This window comes from Rhodococcus sp. JS3073, from assembly GCF_026810085.1.
GTDB lineage: Bacteria > Actinomycetota > Actinomycetes > Mycobacteriales > Mycobacteriaceae > Rhodococcus_F > Rhodococcus_F wratislaviensis.
The window spans coordinates 4,102,833-4,121,468 of sequence record NZ_CP113951.1 but is presented as its reverse complement, the minus strand read 5'-3'; the positions used below and the strand labels follow the sequence as shown (position 1 = coordinate 4,121,468).

The following is an 18,636-nucleotide window of genomic DNA, read 5'->3' as shown; positions in this document are numbered from 1 at the left end:
TCTTTGATGGTCAGCTCATCCAAGGGTGCGACGCCCACCGAGGTCGGCAACGCAGCAGACTGGCGCCGCCTCGAACCCACGAAGTTGACGCCGATCCTCAGCGCCTCCCTCGACGCGTTCTACGAACACGGCTTCCACGGCACCTCGGTGCGCGACATCGCCCGCCGAGTCGGTGTCACGGTACCCGCTCTCTATTACCACCACGAGAACAAGGAGGCCGTTCTCCTGGCGCTCCTGGAACTCTCCACCAGCGACGTTCTCGAGCGCGCCCACGCCGCGAGCGCCGACGGCGGCGACGATCCGGTGCAGCGACTGGCCAACGTCATCGAGGCGATCGTGCTGCGGATGACCATGCGATCCCGGCTGGCGGCGCTCGAGAGCGAGGTGCGCTACCTGAGCCCGGAGAATCGGCAGCGTTACCGCACGGTCCGCAAGGGTGTGGAGGAACTGGTCCTCGAGATCGTCAAGGAAGGCAAGAAGCGGGAGCTTTTCGACGTGGCGGATGCCGCGGAGACGACGCGGGCGCTTCTCGGTATGTGCCAGTCGATTCCGCGTTGGTATCACACCGAGGGCAAGCTGACCCCGGACGCCGTTGCCCGCAAGTACGTCGAGATCGCGATGAAGACGGTGGGATCCACCGAGGCTCCCGTCAAACCGAAGAAGAGGCGCACCGCCGACGTCTGACCGGCGATGCGCCTCGGCAGGTTTCGGTTGTCAGCTCCCCAGGCCCAGCCCCGGTGACGGAACGGCGTCGAACTGCGTCGTCGTCTCGGCGGGGGTGCCGTTCGGTGGGGCGTAGGTGAACACGACTGTGTAGCGGCCGGCCTCGTGCGTCCGGATCGCTGCCGTCCCGGCACCGAGGGTGAGCGGGATGGTTCGTGTGTTCACGTCGCCGTCGGGCTCGGTGATCTCGAGTTCGACCGGAGTGGATCCGTCCGTGCCGGTCGGGGTGGGGGTGACCAGCGCGCCGAGCGTCACCAGATTGTTGGCGTGCACGGTCCCGATGGGCGGAACGACGGTGATCTGATAGGTGGTTGCGGCGGTTGCCGTGGGCGCCAGAGCGAGTGAGGCCGCTCCTGCCAGTGCGGCAATGGTCAGGGTCCCTCGCGAGAAGTGCACAAAATCCCTTCCTGTCGGCGGTCTCTACGCGCAGCCACGTTACGGCAGAACCGGGAGTTGCCCACCCTCATTCGCCGTGTGTCCGAGAATAGTTCGAACACACGGCTTTCCGTCGATCACATCTCCAAAGCGGTTCAGGATGCGGTGTTTTCCCGCGCGACCGTACCGTTGGTGTGCTGCACGGGGCAGGTTCTGGGGAAGGTGCCCAGTTTCTCCACTTCGTACCCGGTCGGGTAGCTGCGAATGTTGGGGAGGTCGCGGGCGAACTTGGGCTCGGTGCGCACGGGGTAGAACCGGACGAGGCGTGCGCGAGCCTTCAGCGCCCCGCGGGAGAGCGTCCGCACGAGGCGGGAGGGCCTGCGGTAGGCGAACGCGTCGAGAAGCGGATCGTCCATGAGCGCCCAGGAGAATCGCTTGATCAGGGCGGCGGGGGCGAGGTTGTTCGGCGGGAACGTGCAGAGGAGTTCGAGCGTGGAGTCGGCGACGGCGCGGCCACCCTGATCGAAGAGGAAGTGCTCACGCTCGTAGTCGTCGAGGAATTTCTCGAACGCCTCGAAGGTCTCGGGAATCTCCTTGATGCCCATGTACTTGCCGAGCGCACGGTAGTAGTTGGTGGACCCGACGATCTCGTTGCGGGTGAGTTTCCGCCAGCCGAAGTCGTCGATCCAGCGCACCGGGGTCACCACGAACGTCGACAGCACGTACCGCATGTCGTCGTTGGAGATGTCGTAGGAGCCGTGCATCTGGTTCATCCGGCGGATGCCGGCGCGACCGGAGTCGCTGGTGAAGCCGTGTTCGAGGACGGCGTCGAGGATCAGTCCGGTGTCGTCGTAGCGCTTCTGCACGCGTTCGGTGAACTCGCCGGTCTCGAACAGCAACCGGCCGATGGTGGGCACGGCGTACGTCCGGAACAGCGCGAAGCTGAGGGCTTGATTGATGTCCCAGGGAAATTCCTGCGTGGCGAGAATCCGGTAGATCTCTTCGTGCTGCGTCTCGGGATCGAGTCGCTCGGTCCGGTGACGTAGATCGAAGCGTTTCATGAGTTTCACTTCCTGCAGCGGCTGTGACAGATGACCAGGCAATTTAGCGATCGTTCAGACAGCTCGACTGTATCGCCCGTCACAGTGCGACGCCAGAGTGGCATTATGCAAACACATGGCGCGAAATTCACCGCAGACCGAACGCATCGTGATGCTGACCGAACTCCTCGCGGACGAGCCGGAGACGCCCCGGAGCCTCGCCGACATCGCCCGGCACCTCGGCGTCGCGAAGGCCACCTGCTATCCGATGGTCGTGGCGCTGACCGAGGCCGGCTGGCTCATCCGGCACCCCACCCGCAAGACCTACCGTCTCGGTCCCGCGCTGATCCCGGTCGGACGCGCCGCCGAGACGGCCACGGACGTCGTCAACCTCGCGCGGTCGGTGATGCACGAACTGGCCGACGCGTCCGACATGGCGTCCATCGCGTTCGTGCAATCGGGAAGCGACGTGGTGGTGGCGGAGGTGGTGCAACCAGTGGGGGGACGCCGCGGAACCCTGGGCCTGCGGCTCGGCGACAAGGTGCTGCTCGCGCCGCCCATCGGGTCGGGGATCGCGGCCTGGTATCCGCCGGAGCAGCGCGAGGAATGGTATGCCCTCGGCGGGCAGAATCTGGGTGTCGACGTGGACGTGCTGCGGGCGACGTACGAGCCGGCCCTCGCACTCGTCCGGGAGCGCGGATACGCGATGGAATGCATGGAACAGCAACAGCATTCACTGGCGGATGCCGTGTCGGAACTTCGCGGTCGCGGTGTGGGCGGGCACCGCTCGACCGTCGCGCTGCGGGAGGCGCGGAAACTGTTGTCGGCGGATGCGGTGGTCGGTGACATCGACCCGGAGGGCAGCTACCAGCCGCTGTCGATCAATGCCGCGGCGTTCGACCGGGACGGTGAACCCGCGGTCGTGCTGTGTGTGGCCGATGCGTCCCGTCCGATGTCGGGTGTGCGCACGGCGGAGATCGGTGAATTGGTCCGCGACGCCGCGGCGCGGGTGACGGCCGCCATGCACGGCCGCCACCCGTGAGTACTTGTAAACCGCGGGCGGTTGACAAGTACTCACAAGCTATTTCAGTTCGGCGAGGACGGTGCCCTGGGTGATGGCGGCGCCGGGTTCGACGGCGAGGCCGGTGACGGTGCCGGCCTTGTGGGCGTTGACGGGGTTTTCCATCTTCATGGCCTCGAGGACGGCGATGAGGTCGCCTTCGGCGACTTGCTGGCCTTCTTCGACGGCGACCTTGACGACGGTGCCCTGCATGGGGGCGGTGACGGCGTCACCGGAGGCGGCGCCGCCGTGGGCGCCGCCGCGGGTGCGGGCCTTGGGCTTCTTGCGGATCGCCCCGGCCGGGGCTGGGCCGGTGCCGAGGGTGAACTGGCCGGGCAGGGACACCTCGACGCGGCGGCCACCGACCTCGACGACGACGTTCTGCCGGGGCAGGGTTTCGTCCTCGTCGATCGGCTGGGTGCCGGTGAACGGTTCGATCTGGTTGTCCCATTCGGTTTCGATCCACTTGGTGTAGACGTCGAAGCCGGTGCCGTCGCCGATGAAGGCGGGGTCGGAGACGATGGCCCGGTGGAACGGGATGACGGTGGCCAGTCCCTCGACCTGGAATTCGGCGAGGGCGCGGCGGGCGCGGGCGAGGGCCTCGTCGCGGGTGGCGCCGGTGACGATCAGTTTGGCGAGCATGGAGTCGAACTGGCCGCCGATCACACTGCCGGTTTCGACGCCGGAGTCCATTCGCACGCCGGGGCCGGTGGGCGGGATGAACGTGGTGACCGGGCCGGGGGCGGGCAGGAACCCGCGGCCGGCGTCCTCGCCGTTGATGCGGAATTCGAAGGCGTGTCCGCGGGGGGTGGGGTCCTCGGTGAGGTCGAGGTGTTCGCCGTTGGCGATCTTGAACTGTTGCAGGACCAGGTCGATGCCGGCGGTTTCCTCGGTGACGGGGTGTTCGACCTGCAGGCGGGTGTTGACCTCGAGGAAGGAGACGGTGTCGCCCTGGACGAGGTATTCGACGGTGCCGGCGCCGTAGTAGCCGGCCTCCTTGCAGATGGCCTTGGCGGAGGTGTGGATGCGGTGGCGTTGGTCGTCGGTGAGGAACGGGGCGGGGGCCTCCTCGACGAGTTTCTGGAAGCGGCGTTGCAGGGAGCAGTCGCGGGTGCCGGCGACGATGACGTTGCCGTGCTGGTCGGCGATGACCTGGGCTTCGACGTGGCGGGCCTTGTCCAGATACTGTTCGACGAAGCATTCGCCGCGGCCGAACGCGGCGACGGCCTCGCGGGTGGCGGAGTCGAACAGTTCGGGGATTTCCTCGATGGTGTGGGCGACCTTCATGCCGCGGCCGCCGCCGCCGAACGCGGCCTTGATGGCGACGGGGACCCCGTATTCCTTGGCGAAGGCGACGACCTCGTCGGCGTTCTTGACGGGGTCCTTGGTGCCGGCGGCCATCGGGGCCTTGGCTTTTTCGGCGATGTGCCGGGCGGTGACCTTGTCGCCGAGGTCGCGGATCGATTGCGGGGAGGGGCCGATCCAGATCAGGCCGGCGTCGATCACGGCCTGGGCGAAGTCGGCGTTCTCGGAGAGGAAGCCGTAGCCGGGGTGGATGGCGTCGGCGCCGGACTTGGCGGCGGCGTCCAAAATTTTGTCGAACACCAGGTAGGACTCGGCGGAGGTCTGCCCGCCGAGGGCGAACGCTTCGTCGGCCAGGCGCACGAACGGGGCGTCGGCGTCGGGTTCGGCGTAGACGGCGACGCTGGCCAGGCCGGCATCGGCTGCGGCCCGGATCACCCGCACTGCAATCTCACCGCGGTTCGCGACGAGCACCTTGGAAATACGTGCACTACTCATCGAAATGTCTTCCCTTTTCTACAGTTTCAGTAGCCTGCGTTGACCAGGACGGCAGCGGCGGCTACTTGCCGACGCAGAATGAGGGCGGGAGTGCCCCACGAATCGTTATCGGACGCGGGCGCTTCCGCCGCGGAACCGGACGAGGCGATCGCAGCGAACACTGCGAGCACCGCGGCGATGTCCGTGTCGCTCGGGTTGCCCGTGAACGTCACGGCCGGCGCCGCCGGCGTCTCTTCGGCGAGGCCGGCGCCCAGCGCGATCTCGTCGAGCACCTCGTCGACAGACAACTCCGCGGTCATAGGGGGATGTTCCCATGCTTCTTGGGCGGGAGGGTGACCATTTTGCGTTCGAGCAGGCGCAGGGCGGCCACGATCTGTCCGCGGGTGTGGGACGGGGGGATGACGGCGTCGACGTAGCCGCGTTCGGCGGCGACGTACGGGTTGACGAGGGTGTCCTCGTATTCCTGTTGCAGTTGCAGGCGCAGCGCGTCGACGTCGTCGCCGTTCTTGGCGGCCTCGAGGAGGCGTTTGCGGTAGACGAAGCCGACGGCGCCGGAGGCGCCCATGACGGCGATCTGGGCGGTGGGCCAGGCGAGGTTGACGTCGGCGCCCATGTGCTTGGAGCCCATCACGTCGTAGGCGCCGCCGTAGGCCTTGCGGGTGATGACGGTGATCTTCCCGACGGTGGCCTCGCCGTAGGCGTAGAGCAGTTTCGCGCCGCGGCGGATGATGCCGTTGTATTCCTGGTCGGTGCCGGGCAGGAAGCCGGGGACGTCGACGAGGGTGATGATGGGGACGTTGAACGCGTCGCAGGTGCGCACGAAGCGGGCGGCTTTTTCGGAGGCGTCGATGTCGAGGCAGCCGGCGAAGACGGTGGGCTGGTTCGCGACGATGCCGACGGAGCGGCCGTCGACGCGGCCGAAGCCGACGACGATGTTGCCGGCGCGTTCGGCCTGGACCTCGAGGAATTCGTCGTCGTCGAGGATGCGGCGGATGACCTCGTGCATGTCGTAGGGCTGGTTCGCCGAGTCCGGGATGAGGGTGTCGAGTTCGAGGTCCTCGCCGGTGAGGGAGTCTTCGATGGACCCGGTGATCGGGTCGGTGGGCAGCATCCGGGGGGCGGCGGCCTGGTTGTTGGACGGCAGGTAGGACAGCAGGTCCTTGACGTAGTCGAGGGCGTCCTGTTCGCCGGAGGCGACGTAGTGGGCGACGCCGGATTTGACCATGTGGGTGTGGGCGCCGCCCAAATCTTCCATGGTGACGTCTTCGCCGGTGACGGTCTTGATGACGTCGGGGCCGGTGACGAACATCTGGGAGGTCTGGTCGACCATGACGACGAAGTCGGTCAGGGCGGGGGAGTAGACGTGGCCGCCGGCGGCGGGGCCCATGATCAGCGAGATCTGCGGGATGACGCCGGACGCCTGGACGTTGCGGTGGAAGATTTCGCCGTAGAGGCCGAGGGAGACGACGCCTTCCTGGATGCGGGCGCCGGCGCCTTCGTTGATGCCGATCAGGGGGCGGCCGGTCTTGAGGGCGAGGTCCATGACCTTGACGATTTTTTCGCCGTAGATTTCGCCGAGGGAGCCGCCGAAGACGGTGGCGTCCTGGGAGAAGACGCACACGTCGCGGCCGTCGACGGTGCCGTAGCCGGTGACGACGCCGTCGCCGACGGGGCGGTTGTCGGCGAGGCCGAAGTTCACCGAGCGGTGCCGGGCGAGGGCGTCGAGTTCGACGAAGCTGCCCTCGTCGAGCAGGGCGGTGATGCGTTCGCGGGCGGTGAGCTTGCCCTTGGCGTGGACCTTTTCGACCGCGGCTTCACCGCTCGGGTGCTGCGCCTCGGCCTGACGATTACGCAGGTCGGCGAGCTTTCCCGCCGTCGTGTGAATATCGGGCGTGACCGCCGAATCTGTGACTGTCATCTATGACTGCTCTTCCCGTCGAGGCTGTCGGAACCTGCGCTGCACCCTGTGGGGTACGCGGTTCGTGGGATTACCCACTCGGACGCCGCCACTTTAACGCATTACTTATCGATCGTTCACGTGCGCTGCGTCACTGTCGAGGCGCGAGTGTGATGCATCGTGCTGCTGCTACTGGTCCTCGGTGCGGCCGTGGCGGCGCTCGTAGTCCTCGCGCGTGCGGTCGGCGCGGCGCTGCGCCTTCTCGCCCACGAGGTCCGGGTCGAGGCCGTGGCTGAGCAGACGATGGCGACGGTAGATGTTCATCAGCGCGACCGCAAAGTAGAGCAGCGGGAGCAGCAGGAGGGCCATCATCGCCAGCGGAATCCAGATAGGACCGGGGATGAGGAGGAACAACGCGAGCACCGCGGCGACGGGAAGCATGAAACGGAGGACGTACCGCACCGAGGCCCCCGGCCCGACGAGGTCGTTGCGGACCCAATCCTGCATCGAATCCGGCAGCGTGCGACCGAACAGATACCCGACGTACTGACTTGGGCTGGGACGCTGCGAATCGGACATGGGTCTCAGGATAGTGCTGACAAACGGAGCGAACTCGACGACGGTGCGTGGTCGAGTTCGCTCTGTTCCCGCTACTGCTGCTCGGCGTTTGCGACGATGACGTCCCGGACGTACTGCGCCAGCCCGGGGGCGACGTCGTCGTAGTGCCGGCGAAAGCGGTCGTCGGCGAGGTACATCTCGGCGAGGTTCACCTGCATTGCGTGGTCGCAGTCGTAGAACCGTTCGATGCCGGCGCGGTGCTCCTCGGCGAGTGCGTTGGCCCGATCGGACCCGGGTTCGACGCCGTCGGCCATCGCCTGCGCGAGCGACGCCTCGAATGCGTCACCCTCGGCCTTGATTCGCTTCCAGTCCTCCTTGCTCATCTTCGCGGACCGCTGCTGAGACTGCTTCCACGCGTCGGTGTCGCCCCAGCGCTCTTCGGCCTCGGCGGCGTACTCCTCGCCCGGCCAGTTGTCGCCGAAAATTTCGTTCTGCTCCTCGGGGGTGAGCTGAATGCCCATGCTTCTCGCCTCCATCATCTTCTCCACGGCTGCAGCCATTTCGTGTAAGCGATCGATCCGTTCGCTCAGCAACGCGTGCTGTCGCCGTAGATGCGCGAGGGCATCGACGTCCGGGTCGTCGAGGAGGGCTGCGATCTCTTCGAGGGGGAAACCCAGTTCGCGGTACGTCAGCACGCGGTGCAGACGTTCCACGTCGGCATCCGAATAGCTGCGGTACCCACCGGGTGTGCGGTCGGACGGTGTCACCAGACCGATCTCGTCGTAGTGGTGCAGAGTGCGCACGCTCACTCCGACCAGCCTGGCGACCACGCCGACCGTGTGTTTCTCGCTCACGTCCTCTACCGTGCAGCCTGACGTCGCGTGAGGGTCAACTCAGGTGTAGAGATTCTCGAGTTCGTCGGAGAAATTGGTCATCACGACCTTGCGCTTGAGTTTCATGCTCGGTGTGATCTCGCCGTTCTCGACGGTGAGTTCCCGTTCGAGGATGCGGAACTTCTTGATCTGCTCCCACCGGTTCAGTCCGGCGTTGAGTTCCTCGACGTAACCGCCGATCAGGTTGCGCGTCTCCTGGGCGTTCGCGATCTCGGCGAAAGACTTGCCGCCCAGGTCGTGATTCTGTGCCCATTCGCCGATCGATTCGGCGTCGAGGGAGATCAGGGCGACGCAGTACGACTTCCCTTCACCGTCGACGATGAGTTCACCGACGTACGGGCAGATGCCCTTGAACGTGGCCGCCACGGCGGAGGGTGCGACGTATTTGCCGTTGGACGTCTTGAACATGTCCTTCTTGCGGTCGGTGATCCGCAGGTAGCCGTTGTCGTCCAGGTCGCCGATGTCGCCGGTGTGGAACCAGCCGTCGTCGGTGAGCGCTTCGGCTGTGGCTTCGGGGTTCTCGTGGTATCCACTCATGACGCCGGGACCCTTGATGAGGATCTCGCCGTCGTCGGCAATGCGGGTCTCGGTGCCCGGGATGGGCCAGCCGACGGTGCCGAACCGGTACGCCGCCGGGCGGTTGACGAACGACGCGGCACTGGTCTCGGACAGCCCGTACCCCTCGAGGACGACGATGCCGACGGCGTCGAACCATTGCGCGACATCACGATTGAGCGCTGCGGATCCGGAGATGAAGAACTTCAGGCGTCCGCCGAACCGTTCGCGAATCGTGCTGTACACCAGCCGATCCGCGACGGCGTGCTGAACCGAGTCGAGCAGCGACGGACTCTCGCCTGCCTGCTTGGCCTTCGACACCCGCAGCCCGACGCCGACGGCCCAGTCGAAGATCTTTTCCTTCGGGCCGCCCTCCTCGCGCACGGTGGAGACGATCCGCGCGTACGCCTTCTCGAAGATGCGGGGGGCCGCGCCCATGAACGTGGGTTTGACCACCGCGAGATTCTCGACGATCTTGTCGACGCGGCCGTCGACCGCCGTCGCGAAACCGATCTGCAGCGGCAGCGTGAGCAGGACCTTCCCGAACACGTGGGACAGCGGGAGCCAGAGGTATTGCAGGTCGTCGGCGTCGAGGATGCCGGTGGCGTCGATCGCGGCCGCCTCGTACGTCCACGCCGAGTGCGACAGCCGCACGCCCTTCGGTCTCCCGGTGGTGCCGGACGTGTAGATCAGGGTGGCGAGGTCGTCGGGGTCGATCGCCTCGATCCGGTCGTGCACGGCGTCGGGTGTCTCGGCGAGCAGTTCTTCGCCGAGGTCGTGGAGCTGGTCGAACGTGATCACCCAGTCGTCGTCGCCGGGGTCGCCGTCGATCAGGACGACCTTCTCCACGTCGCCGAGTTCGCCGCGGTTCTCGCGCAGCTTGGCCAGCTGCGCGTCGTCCTCGGCGAAGACGATGCGACTGCCGGAGTTGGCGACGATGTAGGCGACGTCGCCGGCCGTGGTGGTGGGATACACCGTGGTGGTGGCGGCGCCTGCGCACATGACGGCCAGGTCGGCGAGCACCCACTCGTAGCGGGTGGCGGATGCCAGCGCCACCCGCTGCTCGGCCTGCACGCCGAGGACGATGAGGCCGGCCGCGAGATTGCGCACCCGGTCGCCCGCCTCGGACCAGGTGACGCTGGACCATTGCTTCGGGTCCGCTGCGTCGACGTACCGGAACGCTTCGCGGTTGGGTGAGTGGGCCACCCGATCCACGAACAGTGCGGCTACCGACGGAGCCCGATTCTCGATCTTGGAGCGGTCAATGACCTCGTCCGACGCGCGCTGAGCTGCCATGTATCGATCTTAGGAACCGGGGCCGCTCGGGGGAGTGGTTTCGACGCAGGTCAACCGATCTCGGACGCCTCCTTGCGGGGTTTCGCGACGATGGCCAGAGACATGACCGCTGCGATCGCGCACAGTCCGCCCGCGACGTAGAACGCGGAGTCGTATCCGCCGAACTGGTCGCGCACCAATCCTGCGAGGAACGCCACGATGCCGGCGCCGATCTGGTGCGACGCCAGCACCCAGCCGAACACGATGGGTGCATCGACGCCGAAGTGCTTGCGGCACAGCGCAACCGTCGGGGGGACGGTCGCCACCCAGTCGAGACCGTAGAAGATGACGAACGCGATCATCGGCGGGTGCACGGTGTTCGCGAACAGGATCGGCAACAGCATCAGCGAGATCCCGCGCAGCAGGTAGTAGATGCCGAGGAGCTTGCGCGAATCGAACCGGTCGGTGAACCATCCCGACGCGATGGTGCCGATCACGTCGAAGATCCCGATCACCGCCAGCAGGCTCGCCGCCGCAGTCACCGGCATGCCGTGGTCGTGGGCGGCGGGGACGAAGTGGGTGCCGACGAGTCCGTTGGTGCTCGCCCCGCAGATGGCGAACGTGCCGGCCAGCAACCAGAACACCCGGGTCCGCGCCGCGGACACCAGCACCGTCACGGCCCGGCCCGCGGCACCGCCGCGACCGGTCGGGGCGGGTGGTTCCGCGACGTAGTCGGGTCCGGCGCCGTACGGGACCGCCCCGACGTCCGACGGCCGGTTGCGCAGAAACACGAGCACCAGCGGCACGACGGCGAGGGCCGCGAACGACACCGTCAGCGCCACGGTCTGCCAGTTGTAGTGCTCGGCGACCATTGCGAGGATCGGCAGGAACACCAGCTGTCCGGCGGCGCTGCCCGCGGTGAGGATGCCGGTCACGAGGCCCCGGCGGGCGACGAACCAGCGGTCGACGACGGTGGCCACGAAGGCGAGCGCCATCGAGCCGGTGCCCAGCCCGACGAGCACGCCCCACAGCAGCACCAGTTGCCAGGCGGCGGTCATGAAGACGGTCAGTCCGCTGCCGGCGGATACCAGGACCAGCGCCGCGGTGACCACCCGCCGCATCCCGAAGCGTTCCATGAGCGCCGCCGCGAACGGCGAGGTCAGCCCGTACAGCACCAGGTTGATCGACACCGCGGAGGAGATGCTCGCCCGCGACCAGCCGAAGTCCTCGTGCAGGGGGTCGATCAGGATCGACGGCGCCGCCCGGAAGCTGGCGGCGCCCACGAGGGCGAGGAACGCGACGGCGGCGACCAGCCAGGCGTAGTGGAGGCGCGGCGGGGCCGCCTGGGTGGGAGGTGCCGGGGGCGCGATGTCGGACGTCACGACGGTAAGTCTGCGGGACGGTCTCCCCTCGGAACAGTTGCCAGAATGACAACATGTGAAAGAATCTGGCCATGGTTGAACGTCATCGGGTGGTCGTGCTCGCCCTGGACGGTGTGATCCCGTTCGAACTCGGCATTCCGTCGCGGGTCTTCGGACGGGCGCACGACGCCGACGGGAACCCGCTGTACGAGGTGCAGACGTGCACAGCGGACGGACGGCCCGTGCGTTCGGACGCCGATTTCTCGGTGTCCGTCGATCACGGGCCCGAATTGCTGGCCGAGGCCGACACGGTCGTGATCCCGGCGTCCTACGAACTCGGACCGGCCTACGACGACGGGCATCTGCCCCCGAACCTCGAGACGGCTCTCGCCTTCGTCCGGCCCGGCACGCGGTACGTCTCCATCTGCACCGGCTCCTACATCCTCGCCGCCGCGGGGCTGCTCGACGGACTGCGCGCCACCACCCATTGGCGCAACGCCGAACACTTCCAGCGGACGTATCCGCAGGTCCGGGTCGATCCCGACGTGCTGTTCGTCGACGAGGGGCACATCCTCACCTCGGCGGGCGTCGCCGCCGGACTGGACCTCTGCCTCCACATCGTGCGCCGCGACCACGGCTCCGACGTCGCCAATCAGGTGGCGCGCCGATGCGTCGTCCCACCGTGGCGCGACGGCGGGCAGGCGCAGTACATCGAGCGGCCGATCCCGGAGTCCACGGCCGAGTCCACCGCGGCCACCCGGGACTGGGCGCTGGACCGGCTGGGTGAGTCCCTGACGCTGAGCCGGATGGCCGCGCACTCGAACATGAGCGTCCGCACGTTCACGCGGCGGTTCAGTGACGAGGTCGGCACCACCCCGAACCGCTGGCTGATCACTCACCGGGTCGACCGCGCGCGACAGCTCCTCGAGACCACCGACCTGTCCGTCGACGTCATCGCCCGCGAGGTCGGGTTCGGGACGGCGGTGTCGCTGCGTCAGCACATGGGCGCCGTGCTCGGCGTCCCCCCGTCGGCGTATCGCAGAACGTTTCGGGGCCAGTCGGTCACGACGAAGGCACCGGCGTAGATCCCGAGTCCTGCGCGGTGGCTGTGCGGGCCGGGCGGATGAGCAGTTCGAGTGCCGCCAGCGCGAGGAGGGCTATGAACACGATCCACAACACGACCAGTCCGGTGGGATAGCGCCAGAACATCAGCAGCAGAGCAGCGACGCCGATAATGAGGCAGCGCAGTGGAACTCGCAGCTGGTTGGCCCACCGTTCCACCTCGTTCGGCGGTCGGCCGGCGCCGGACTTGCGGACGAAGTCCAGCGCCTGCCCGTATCCGCGACGCACAGCGGTGGCGGACGACGAGCCGCCGATGAGGAAGGCGCCGATCGCAATCACCAGACCGAGAACCGCGACCGCACGCAGACTCGTCCGCAACGGCACCAGGACGGTGTCGATGACCGCCGTCGCCGCGTCGGGAGACAGGATGTCGGGTGGGACGCTGTCGAGGTAGATGGCGCGTCCGACGAGAATCCCGATTGCGAGGACGAGCATTCCCAGGGCGATCGACAGGCCGGCGAGGGAGAGCGCGCGCAGCCGACGGCCGGTGGGGGCGACGGCGACCGCGGCGGCGGCGCAGGCGATTCCCAGCCACGGCAGGATCGCCGACGCCTTGTCGAGGGCATTGACGGCGCGCTGCGCCTTGACCAGTTCGGGGGACTGGAACAGCACGAATTGCTTGTCCACCGCGGGGATCTTGTCGGCAAACGCGAATCCACGCTCGGTCAGCGCGGCCTTCACCTTGTCGATGACGGTGCCCAGAGAAATGCTGACGGTGCCGCTCTGGTCGACCTCCACCGAGCTGAGACCGTAGTTCCCCGTCATCACCGCCACGAGCGCGTTGTGCGCCGAACGGTTCGCCTGGATCCAGAGATCTTCGAACTGCTGCGACTGCACGAGTGAGCTGACGGTGTCGTGGACGAAGTTCTTTGCCTGGCTGGTGATCACCGGTGCGAGACCGATCACGGCCGCGTCCAGCCGGGGAGCGTTCGCTGCGAGATTCGAAACGTCGGTCAGTGCCTCGAGTGCGTCCTTGGTGAGCCCCTCGACGTCGACTCGGGTGAAGATCTCGTCGGTGATCTGGTTCGTGATATCCGCCTGGAGGGCCGGATTCGCTCCGAGGGGGGCGACCGTGCTCACGTAGCGGTCGGTGTCGAGGATCTGACTTCTCGTGAAGCGTGCGGTGACCGACGCGAGTGCGAGGACGGCGACCAGGACCAGCAGAATGGTGACGGCCGTCCAGCGCAATCCGTTCCGGGGTGGGCGGGCGACCGGTTCTGCCGGAACACCGGCGGCGGCGCCCGCGGCCTGTCCGCGCAGCGTCGCCACCTCGTCGCGCAACCGGAGGAGTTCGGTGCGTTCGTCCTTGTCGAGTGGGCCGGTGCTCGTGCCGTCTTCCATTGCGGATCAGATCACTTCGGGGTTCCAGGTGGCGACCGCCCAGATCACGACGGCGTTCAGTGCGATGATCGTGATCGACCACGCGGGGTAGTAGGGCAGCCACAGGAAGTTGACGAAGATCGACAGGGCGCACAGCACCATCGCGGCGACACGTGCCCAGGTGGCCCCGGTGAACAGTGCCGCACCGACGGCCGCAACGATCACGCCGAGCACGAGATGAATCCATCCCCAGGTGGTGACGTCGAATTGGTAGGTGTACTCGATGCCGACGACGATCACGTCGTCCTTGGCTATCGCGGAGATCCCCTGGAAGAACTCGAGCACGCCGACGGTGACGAGAAGAACCGCCCCGCCCATCGACGTTCCCTTTGCCACACCTTGCTTGACCAGCGATTCATCGGACATGACCGTTCCTCTTTCGTCACCGTACGAAATGAACTGGCGTAAGTAAGTATCCTCCGTCGGTTCCCCCTTTGTCTGGAAGATGCCCGGACGTACGCGTATTGACCTCGCTCTACGCGGCGACGGAAAATATTTGCAGGCCAAGGTATGTCCGGGAAGGGGATCGCGATGTCCGACGAGTCGTTGGTCAAGCAGGGGGTCGCGGCCGCGACGTCCATGGTGGCGGCGATAGTTTTGCTCACTATCGGAATTCTTCATGTGCTCTCGGGCATCTCGGCGCTCATGAAGGACGACCTCGTCGTCGCGGGCCCCGAGTACATCTACCAGTTCGACACGACGGCGTGGGGCTGGATTCACCTGGCCCTCGGTGTGATCGTTGCGGCCGTCGGTGTCATGTTGTTCACCGGGGCGACCTGGGCACGTGTCGGCGCCATGGTGATCTGTGCTCTGTCCCTCCTCGCCAATTTCCTGTGGCTGCCCCACTACCCGTGGTGGTCGGTCGTCATGATCGTGCTGGACGTGTTCGTGATCTGGGCTGTCGCGACCTGGAAGCCGGGCTACGAGGAGCGGCTCTAGGTCGCGAACCCGTCGAGTACTCGACGTCAGGGCGCTGCCGAGTCCCGGGCGATCCCGGGCTTCCGCCGCCAGCGAACCGACGCGGTCAGCACACGGATGCCCAACGAGATCAGGATCAGATTGCCGATGATCTGTGCCGACACCACCGCCCGCGCGGCCTCCGTGGTGGCCACGATGTCACCGAACCCGACCGTGGCGAACACCGTCAAGGTGAAATAGAGGGCGTCGAGTCGGGTCAGCGCTTCGTTGAAGTTGTCCGGCCCCGAGTACGAGAGCAGAAAGTACGTCGTCGAGTAGGCGACGAGGTAGACCCCCACGGTGACGGCCAACGCCTCTACTGCCTGTGCGACCGGGTACTCGGCATGCAGCACCCTGCGGATCTGCCAGACGTACACCGCGCAGACCACAGCGAGACCACCGAGCACCATGGACACGGTGCGCAGGTTGTCCACCGTGGTGAAGGGCAGTAGGAAATATGCGCTCACCAGCACCACCGTGGCGCACACCGGGCGCAGTACCGCCGGCACCAGCACACGCACCCGCGCATGTCGGGAGAGACTTCGCACGCCGTCCTCGGCCACCGTCACCGCCCGTTTCTCGTCGTCGGCTGCGCTCGGATCCGTTCGGGGCCCCACGTCGAGACCGCCCAGATCACCACCTGCTCGGCGATTGGTTCGAACTGAAGTCGCCACCTTCCAGTTTCCGCCGATCGAGGAGCCGACCAGAGCACATTGGTGGTCTTCGTGCTCCGGAGCGCAATTACCCGTCGATCGGCAGGGTTTCAGGGCAACCGAGTTCACACGCCGAGTTCGTCACCCGGATGCAACTCCACCGCAACGACACCCGCCCGCTCGGCGTGGTGGACGAACTCGGCGCCCGGACCGAAGAACAGCCGGGGGCGCACGGCGTCGAGGCCGATCGGCCACAGTGTGCCGTAGTGGATCGGCACCGCCACTCCCGCCTCCACCAGACGCGCGACGACCGCGGCCCGAGACGGGTCGAGGTGACCCTTGCCGAGTGTCGGACCCCAGCCCCCGACGGGTAGCAGCGCGAGGTCCACGGGGCCGACGTGGTCGGCGAGGTCCGGGTACAGGTCGGTGTCACCGGCAAAATAGGTCCGCCGGTCCCCCTCGACGACGTATCCGATCGCGGGCGCGAGCTCCGGGCCGCGCCGCCAGCGCCTGCCGTCGTGTCGGGCGGGCACGGCGCGCACCGTGACCTTGCCGATCCTTGTCTCGTCGCCGGGTCGCAGCAGCACCAGGCGGTCGGCGAACTGGCGCAGCGCGGGCAGGCCGTCGATCGCCCGCCACGGGGCCACGATCGGGACGTCCGGGTCGAGCAGCCGCAGCGACGGCAGGTGGGCATGGTCGGCGTGCAGGTGCGAGAGCAGTACGGCGTCCGGGTTACGCACGTGTGGCCCGATCGGCGCAGGCCCTCGGCGGCGGCGTAGGTGCGCGACGCGGTCGGTCAGCACCGGATCGGTCAGGACGACCGTCCCGCGGTCCACGATCAGCGCGCTGGCATGTCCGAGCCAGCGCACACCGGATGCGGCGGCATCCGACCACGGCGTTGTGCTCACACCCTTACGATTCCAGATGACGAAAGGCGGTGCGATGCGCACGGTGGGCGGCGTGGTGCGGGTGCTCGTCGAATTCTTCGTGCTGTGGGGGTCGTCGGCGCTCGCACTCATCGTGCTCGACCGCATCCTCGGCGGCATCACCCTGGACCGGTCGAGCTTCACTCCGATCCCGACACTCCCGGCCGCGCTGGTCCTCGCGTTGGTGTTCGGCCTGCTGAACGCCGCGCTGTGGCCGGTGATCATGCGGTTCATGTCGTGGATCGGCCCGGTGCTGCTTTTCGTCGGGGTATTCCTCGCCGGCGGACTGATCATGGTGTTGACGCTGTACCTGGTGCCGGTCGCCTCGGTGGACCAGCTGAGTGATGCATTCGTCCTCGCAGCGCTGCTCTCGCTGTTCACCTCCGTGGTTTCGGGAGCGATCGCGTCCCGCTCCGATACCGCGTACCGACTGATGCAGGTGCGCCGACAGCGGTTCCGGTTGCGTCGCAACGCCGCGCTCGTGGACGCGTCCCCGGGGCTGTTGTGCATCCAGATCGATGGCCTCGGTTACGACGTGCTGCGTCGCGCGATAGCCGACGGCGTCACGCCCGGGCTGGCGAAGTTGGTGCGCCGGACCCATCGGCTGACGCCGTGGCACACCGACTGGAGCAGTCAGACGGGTGCGACCCAGCTGGGCGTGCTGCACGGTTCCAACCACAACGTGCCGGCGTTTCGCTGGTACGACAAGACGACCGAACACATTTCGGTGTTCAGCAACCCGGCCGACAACGAGCAGCGCGAACTCGAACGCACCGACATCCCAGGCCTGCTGGCGCACGACGGTGCGAGCCGCGGCAACCTGTTCACCGGCGGCGCGCACGACAACGTGCTCGTCGTCAGTCGCATGCGCGGTGCCCGCCTCGGCGGCGGCGCCGGTTACAGCGACTATTTCGCGGACCCGGCGAGTGCGCTGCGCACGTTCATCCGGATGGTCGCGGAACTGCAACGGGAACTACGCCAGTCGCTGCGGCAGAAGCGAAAGGATATCCAGCCGCGGGTCCCGCGGGGCGGGGTCTATCCGTTCGTGCGTGCGTTCGCGACCGTGCTCGCGACCGACGTCGCCGCCGCCGCGGTGGTCGGCGATCTGATCAAGGGGCGCAGCGTCGTCTACGTCGACCTGATCGGCTATGACGAGGTGTCGCACCATTCCGGCATTTCCCGGCCCGAGACGCTCGCGGTGCTGACCAAACTCGACGACGTCATCGAGATGCTGCTCGCCGTGGTGGTGCAGGCCGACCGCCCGTACCGCGTCGTCGTGCTGTCCGATCACGGGCAGAGCCAGGGTGCGACCTTCCTGCAACGCTACGGGGAAACTCTGGGGCAGTTGGTCATCCGGTTGGCCGCGCGGCGAGAACCGGCCGCGGTGAGGCGTCGCTGGTACGAGCGCGAATCCGACGTCTCCCACCAGCCCGGGGCGGAGGGGCGCGGCTACGCCGCGGCCAGTGTGCACTCGCCGACGGCGGGCGAGGAGGCGCACCCCTCCGCAGGCGAGCCGATCGTGCTCGGCTCGGGCAACCTCGGTCTGATCTACTTCCCGCACCTGCCCGGACGCGCCGATGTCGATGCCATCGAGGCGGCCCATCCGGGCCTGCTCACCGGGTTGCGCGAGCATCCCGGGGTCGGCTTCCTGCTCGTCGCCACGCCGGACGGGTCGGTGGTGCTCGGGCCCCGCGGCCAGGTCGATGTCACGACCGGCGAGGTCACCGGCGAGAACCCGCTCGCGGTGATGGGATCCGACGCGCTGGCCAAGGTGCGACGCACCGACACCTTCGACAACGTTGCCGACATCATGGTCGGTGGCACGTACTGGCCCGACACCGACGAGGTCGCGGCGTTCGAGGAGCAGGTCGGCTCACACGGCGGAATGGGCGGACCGCAGAGCACTCCGTTTCTCATCTACCCCGCCGACCTGCCCGCACCGCCCGACCCGCTGCACGGGGCCGAGGCCGTCCACACGGTGCTCGTCGGCTGGCGGGACCTTTCGACGGGGCCGCGCGCACGCGACCTGTCGGGAACCGGCCCCTGACGGCTGGCGAAGAC

The 18,636-nt window shown here is 67.3% G+C and carries 18 protein-coding genes; 5 read left to right on the top strand and 13 right to left on the bottom strand.

Annotation, left to right across the window (positions count from 1 at the left end):
* Window positions 1-6 precede the first annotated feature (6 nt).
* Window positions 7-684 (top strand): TetR/AcrR family transcriptional regulator, encoded by a 678-nt coding sequence (locus OYT95_RS18715; protein ID WP_268792179.1) that lies wholly within the window; start codon window positions 7-9, stop codon window positions 682-684.
* Window positions 685-714: 30 nt separating this feature from the next.
* Here the strand turns inward: OYT95_RS18715 and OYT95_RS18710 are convergent, their stop codons facing one another.
* Entirely contained in the window at window positions 715-1,119 is a 405-nt protein-coding gene (locus OYT95_RS18710) for a hypothetical protein (RefSeq protein WP_112301375.1), read from the bottom strand.
* A 134-nt stretch (window positions 1,120-1,253) separates the two neighbouring features.
* A complete protein-coding gene (locus OYT95_RS18705; protein WP_268792178.1) occupies window positions 1,254-2,159 on the bottom strand; it encodes an oxygenase MpaB family protein in 906 nt (301 codons plus the stop codon).
* A gap of 115 nt (window positions 2,160-2,274) precedes the next feature.
* Here OYT95_RS18705 and OYT95_RS18700 point away from each other — a divergent pair, with 115 nt between their 5' ends.
* Window positions 2,275-3,180 (top strand): IclR family transcriptional regulator, encoded by a 906-nt coding sequence (locus OYT95_RS18700; protein WP_268792177.1) that lies wholly within the window; start codon window positions 2,275-2,277, stop codon window positions 3,178-3,180.
* Window positions 3,181-3,219: 39 nt separating this feature from the next.
* On the opposite strand, the gene OYT95_RS18695 is transcribed toward OYT95_RS18700, so the two are convergent.
* The 7 genes from OYT95_RS18695 to OYT95_RS18665 all read right to left on the bottom strand — a co-directional run bounded on the left by OYT95_RS18695 (window position 3,220) and on the right by OYT95_RS18665 (window position 11,558).
* Window positions 3,220-4,998, bottom strand: a complete 1,779-nt coding sequence (locus OYT95_RS18695) for an acetyl/propionyl/methylcrotonyl-CoA carboxylase subunit alpha (RefSeq protein WP_268792176.1) — start codon at window positions 4,996-4,998, stop codon at window positions 3,220-3,222.
* A gap of 26 nt (window positions 4,999-5,024) precedes the next feature.
* Window positions 5,025-5,297 carry an acyl-CoA carboxylase epsilon subunit gene (locus OYT95_RS18690; protein ID WP_268792175.1) on the bottom strand — a complete coding sequence of 91 codons (273 nt, stop codon included), beginning with the start codon at window positions 5,295-5,297 and terminating at the stop codon, window positions 5,025-5,027.
* A complete protein-coding gene (locus tag OYT95_RS18685; protein WP_268792174.1) occupies window positions 5,294-6,916 on the bottom strand; it encodes an acyl-CoA carboxylase subunit beta in 1,623 nt (540 codons plus the stop codon). The genes OYT95_RS18690 and OYT95_RS18685 overlap by 4 nt, the downstream gene beginning before the upstream one ends.
* A 168-nt stretch (window positions 6,917-7,084) precedes the next feature.
* Window positions 7,085-7,474 carry a DUF5313 family protein gene (locus tag OYT95_RS18680; protein WP_037238102.1) on the bottom strand — a complete coding sequence of 130 codons (390 nt, stop codon included), beginning with the start codon at window positions 7,472-7,474 and terminating at the stop codon, window positions 7,085-7,087.
* 71 nt (window positions 7,475-7,545) lie between these two features.
* Window positions 7,546-8,307 carry a MerR family transcriptional regulator gene (locus tag OYT95_RS18675; RefSeq protein ID WP_037238104.1) on the bottom strand — a complete coding sequence of 254 codons (762 nt, stop codon included), beginning with the start codon at window positions 8,305-8,307 and terminating at the stop codon, window positions 7,546-7,548.
* 39 nt (window positions 8,308-8,346) lie between these two features.
* Entirely contained in the window at window positions 8,347-10,197 is a 1,851-nt protein-coding gene (locus OYT95_RS18670; RefSeq protein WP_268792173.1) for an AMP-dependent synthetase/ligase, read from the bottom strand.
* 50 nt (window positions 10,198-10,247) lie between these two features.
* Window positions 10,248-11,558 (bottom strand): MFS transporter, encoded by a 1,311-nt coding sequence (locus OYT95_RS18665; protein ID WP_268792172.1) that lies wholly within the window; start codon window positions 11,556-11,558, stop codon window positions 10,248-10,250.
* Window positions 11,559-11,629: 71 nt separating this feature from the next.
* Between OYT95_RS18665 and OYT95_RS18660 the strand changes: the two genes are divergently transcribed.
* Window positions 11,630-12,622, top strand: coding sequence for a GlxA family transcriptional regulator (locus OYT95_RS18660; RefSeq protein ID WP_268792171.1), 993 nt, complete (start codon window positions 11,630-11,632; stop codon window positions 12,620-12,622).
* Here the strand turns inward: OYT95_RS18660 and OYT95_RS18655 are convergent.
* Together OYT95_RS18655 and OYT95_RS18650 are read right to left on the bottom strand one after the other, a co-directional pair.
* Window positions 12,600-14,000, bottom strand: coding sequence for a hypothetical protein (locus OYT95_RS18655; protein WP_128640478.1), 1,401 nt, complete (start codon window positions 13,998-14,000; stop codon window positions 12,600-12,602). The genes OYT95_RS18660 and OYT95_RS18655 overlap by 23 nt on opposite strands.
* Window positions 14,001-14,006: 6 nt before the next feature.
* Window positions 14,007-14,405: a DUF7144 family membrane protein gene (locus tag OYT95_RS18650; RefSeq protein ID WP_037238113.1), complete on the bottom strand. Its 399-nt coding sequence runs from the start codon at window positions 14,403-14,405 to the stop codon at window positions 14,007-14,009.
* A 165-nt stretch (window positions 14,406-14,570) separates the two neighbouring features.
* Between OYT95_RS18650 and OYT95_RS18645 the strand changes: the two genes are divergently transcribed.
* Entirely contained in the window at window positions 14,571-14,978 is a 408-nt protein-coding gene (locus OYT95_RS18645) for a DUF7144 family membrane protein (protein ID WP_268792170.1), read from the top strand.
* A gap of 26 nt (window positions 14,979-15,004) precedes the next feature.
* Here the strand turns inward: OYT95_RS18645 and OYT95_RS18640 are convergent, their stop codons facing one another.
* Window positions 15,005-15,613, bottom strand: a complete 609-nt coding sequence (locus tag OYT95_RS18640; RefSeq protein WP_081792573.1) for a potassium channel family protein — start codon at window positions 15,611-15,613, stop codon at window positions 15,005-15,007.
* A 161-nt stretch (window positions 15,614-15,774) separates the two neighbouring features.
* Window positions 15,775-16,557 (bottom strand): MBL fold metallo-hydrolase, encoded by a 783-nt coding sequence (locus OYT95_RS18635; RefSeq protein WP_268792169.1) that lies wholly within the window; start codon window positions 16,555-16,557, stop codon window positions 15,775-15,777.
* Between the two features lie 34 nt (window positions 16,558-16,591).
* Between OYT95_RS18635 and OYT95_RS18630 the strand changes: the two genes are divergently transcribed.
* Window positions 16,592-18,622, top strand: coding sequence for a phage holin family protein (locus OYT95_RS18630; protein WP_268792252.1), 2,031 nt, complete (start codon window positions 16,592-16,594; stop codon window positions 18,620-18,622).
* Window positions 18,623-18,636 lie beyond the last annotated feature (14 nt).

Coding starts and splice junctions, on each gene's coding strand:
- OYT95_RS18685 (WP_268792174.1), bottom strand. CDS start 6,916: ATGACAGTCACAGATTCGGCGGTCACGCCCGATATTCACACGACGGCG.
- OYT95_RS18695 (WP_268792176.1), bottom strand. CDS start 4,998: ATGAGTAGTGCACGTATTTCCAAGGTGCTCGTCGCGAACCGCGGTGAG.
- OYT95_RS18715 (WP_268792179.1), top strand. CDS start 7: ATGGTCAGCTCATCCAAGGGTGCGACGCCCACCGAGGTCGGCAACGCA.
- OYT95_RS18655 (WP_128640478.1), bottom strand. CDS start 14,000: ATGGAAGACGGCACGAGCACCGGCCCACTCGACAAGGACGAACGCACC.
- OYT95_RS18700 (WP_268792177.1), top strand. CDS start 2,275: ATGGCGCGAAATTCACCGCAGACCGAACGCATCGTGATGCTGACCGAA.
- OYT95_RS18670 (WP_268792173.1), bottom strand. CDS start 10,197: ATGGCAGCTCAGCGCGCGTCGGACGAGGTCATTGACCGCTCCAAGATC.
- OYT95_RS18630 (WP_268792252.1), top strand. CDS start 16,592: ATGCGCACGGTGGGCGGCGTGGTGCGGGTGCTCGTCGAATTCTTCGTG.
- OYT95_RS18690 (WP_268792175.1), bottom strand. CDS start 5,297: ATGACCGCGGAGTTGTCTGTCGACGAGGTGCTCGACGAGATCGCGCTG.
- OYT95_RS18705 (WP_268792178.1), bottom strand. CDS start 2,159: ATGAAACGCTTCGATCTACGTCACCGGACCGAGCGACTCGATCCCGAG.
- OYT95_RS18645 (WP_268792170.1), top strand. CDS start 14,571: ATGTCCGACGAGTCGTTGGTCAAGCAGGGGGTCGCGGCCGCGACGTCC.
- OYT95_RS18650 (WP_037238113.1), bottom strand. CDS start 14,405: ATGTCCGATGAATCGCTGGTCAAGCAAGGTGTGGCAAAGGGAACGTCG.
- OYT95_RS18680 (WP_037238102.1), bottom strand. CDS start 7,474: ATGTCCGATTCGCAGCGTCCCAGCCCAAGTCAGTACGTCGGGTATCTG.
- OYT95_RS18660 (WP_268792171.1), top strand. CDS start 11,630: ATGGTTGAACGTCATCGGGTGGTCGTGCTCGCCCTGGACGGTGTGATC.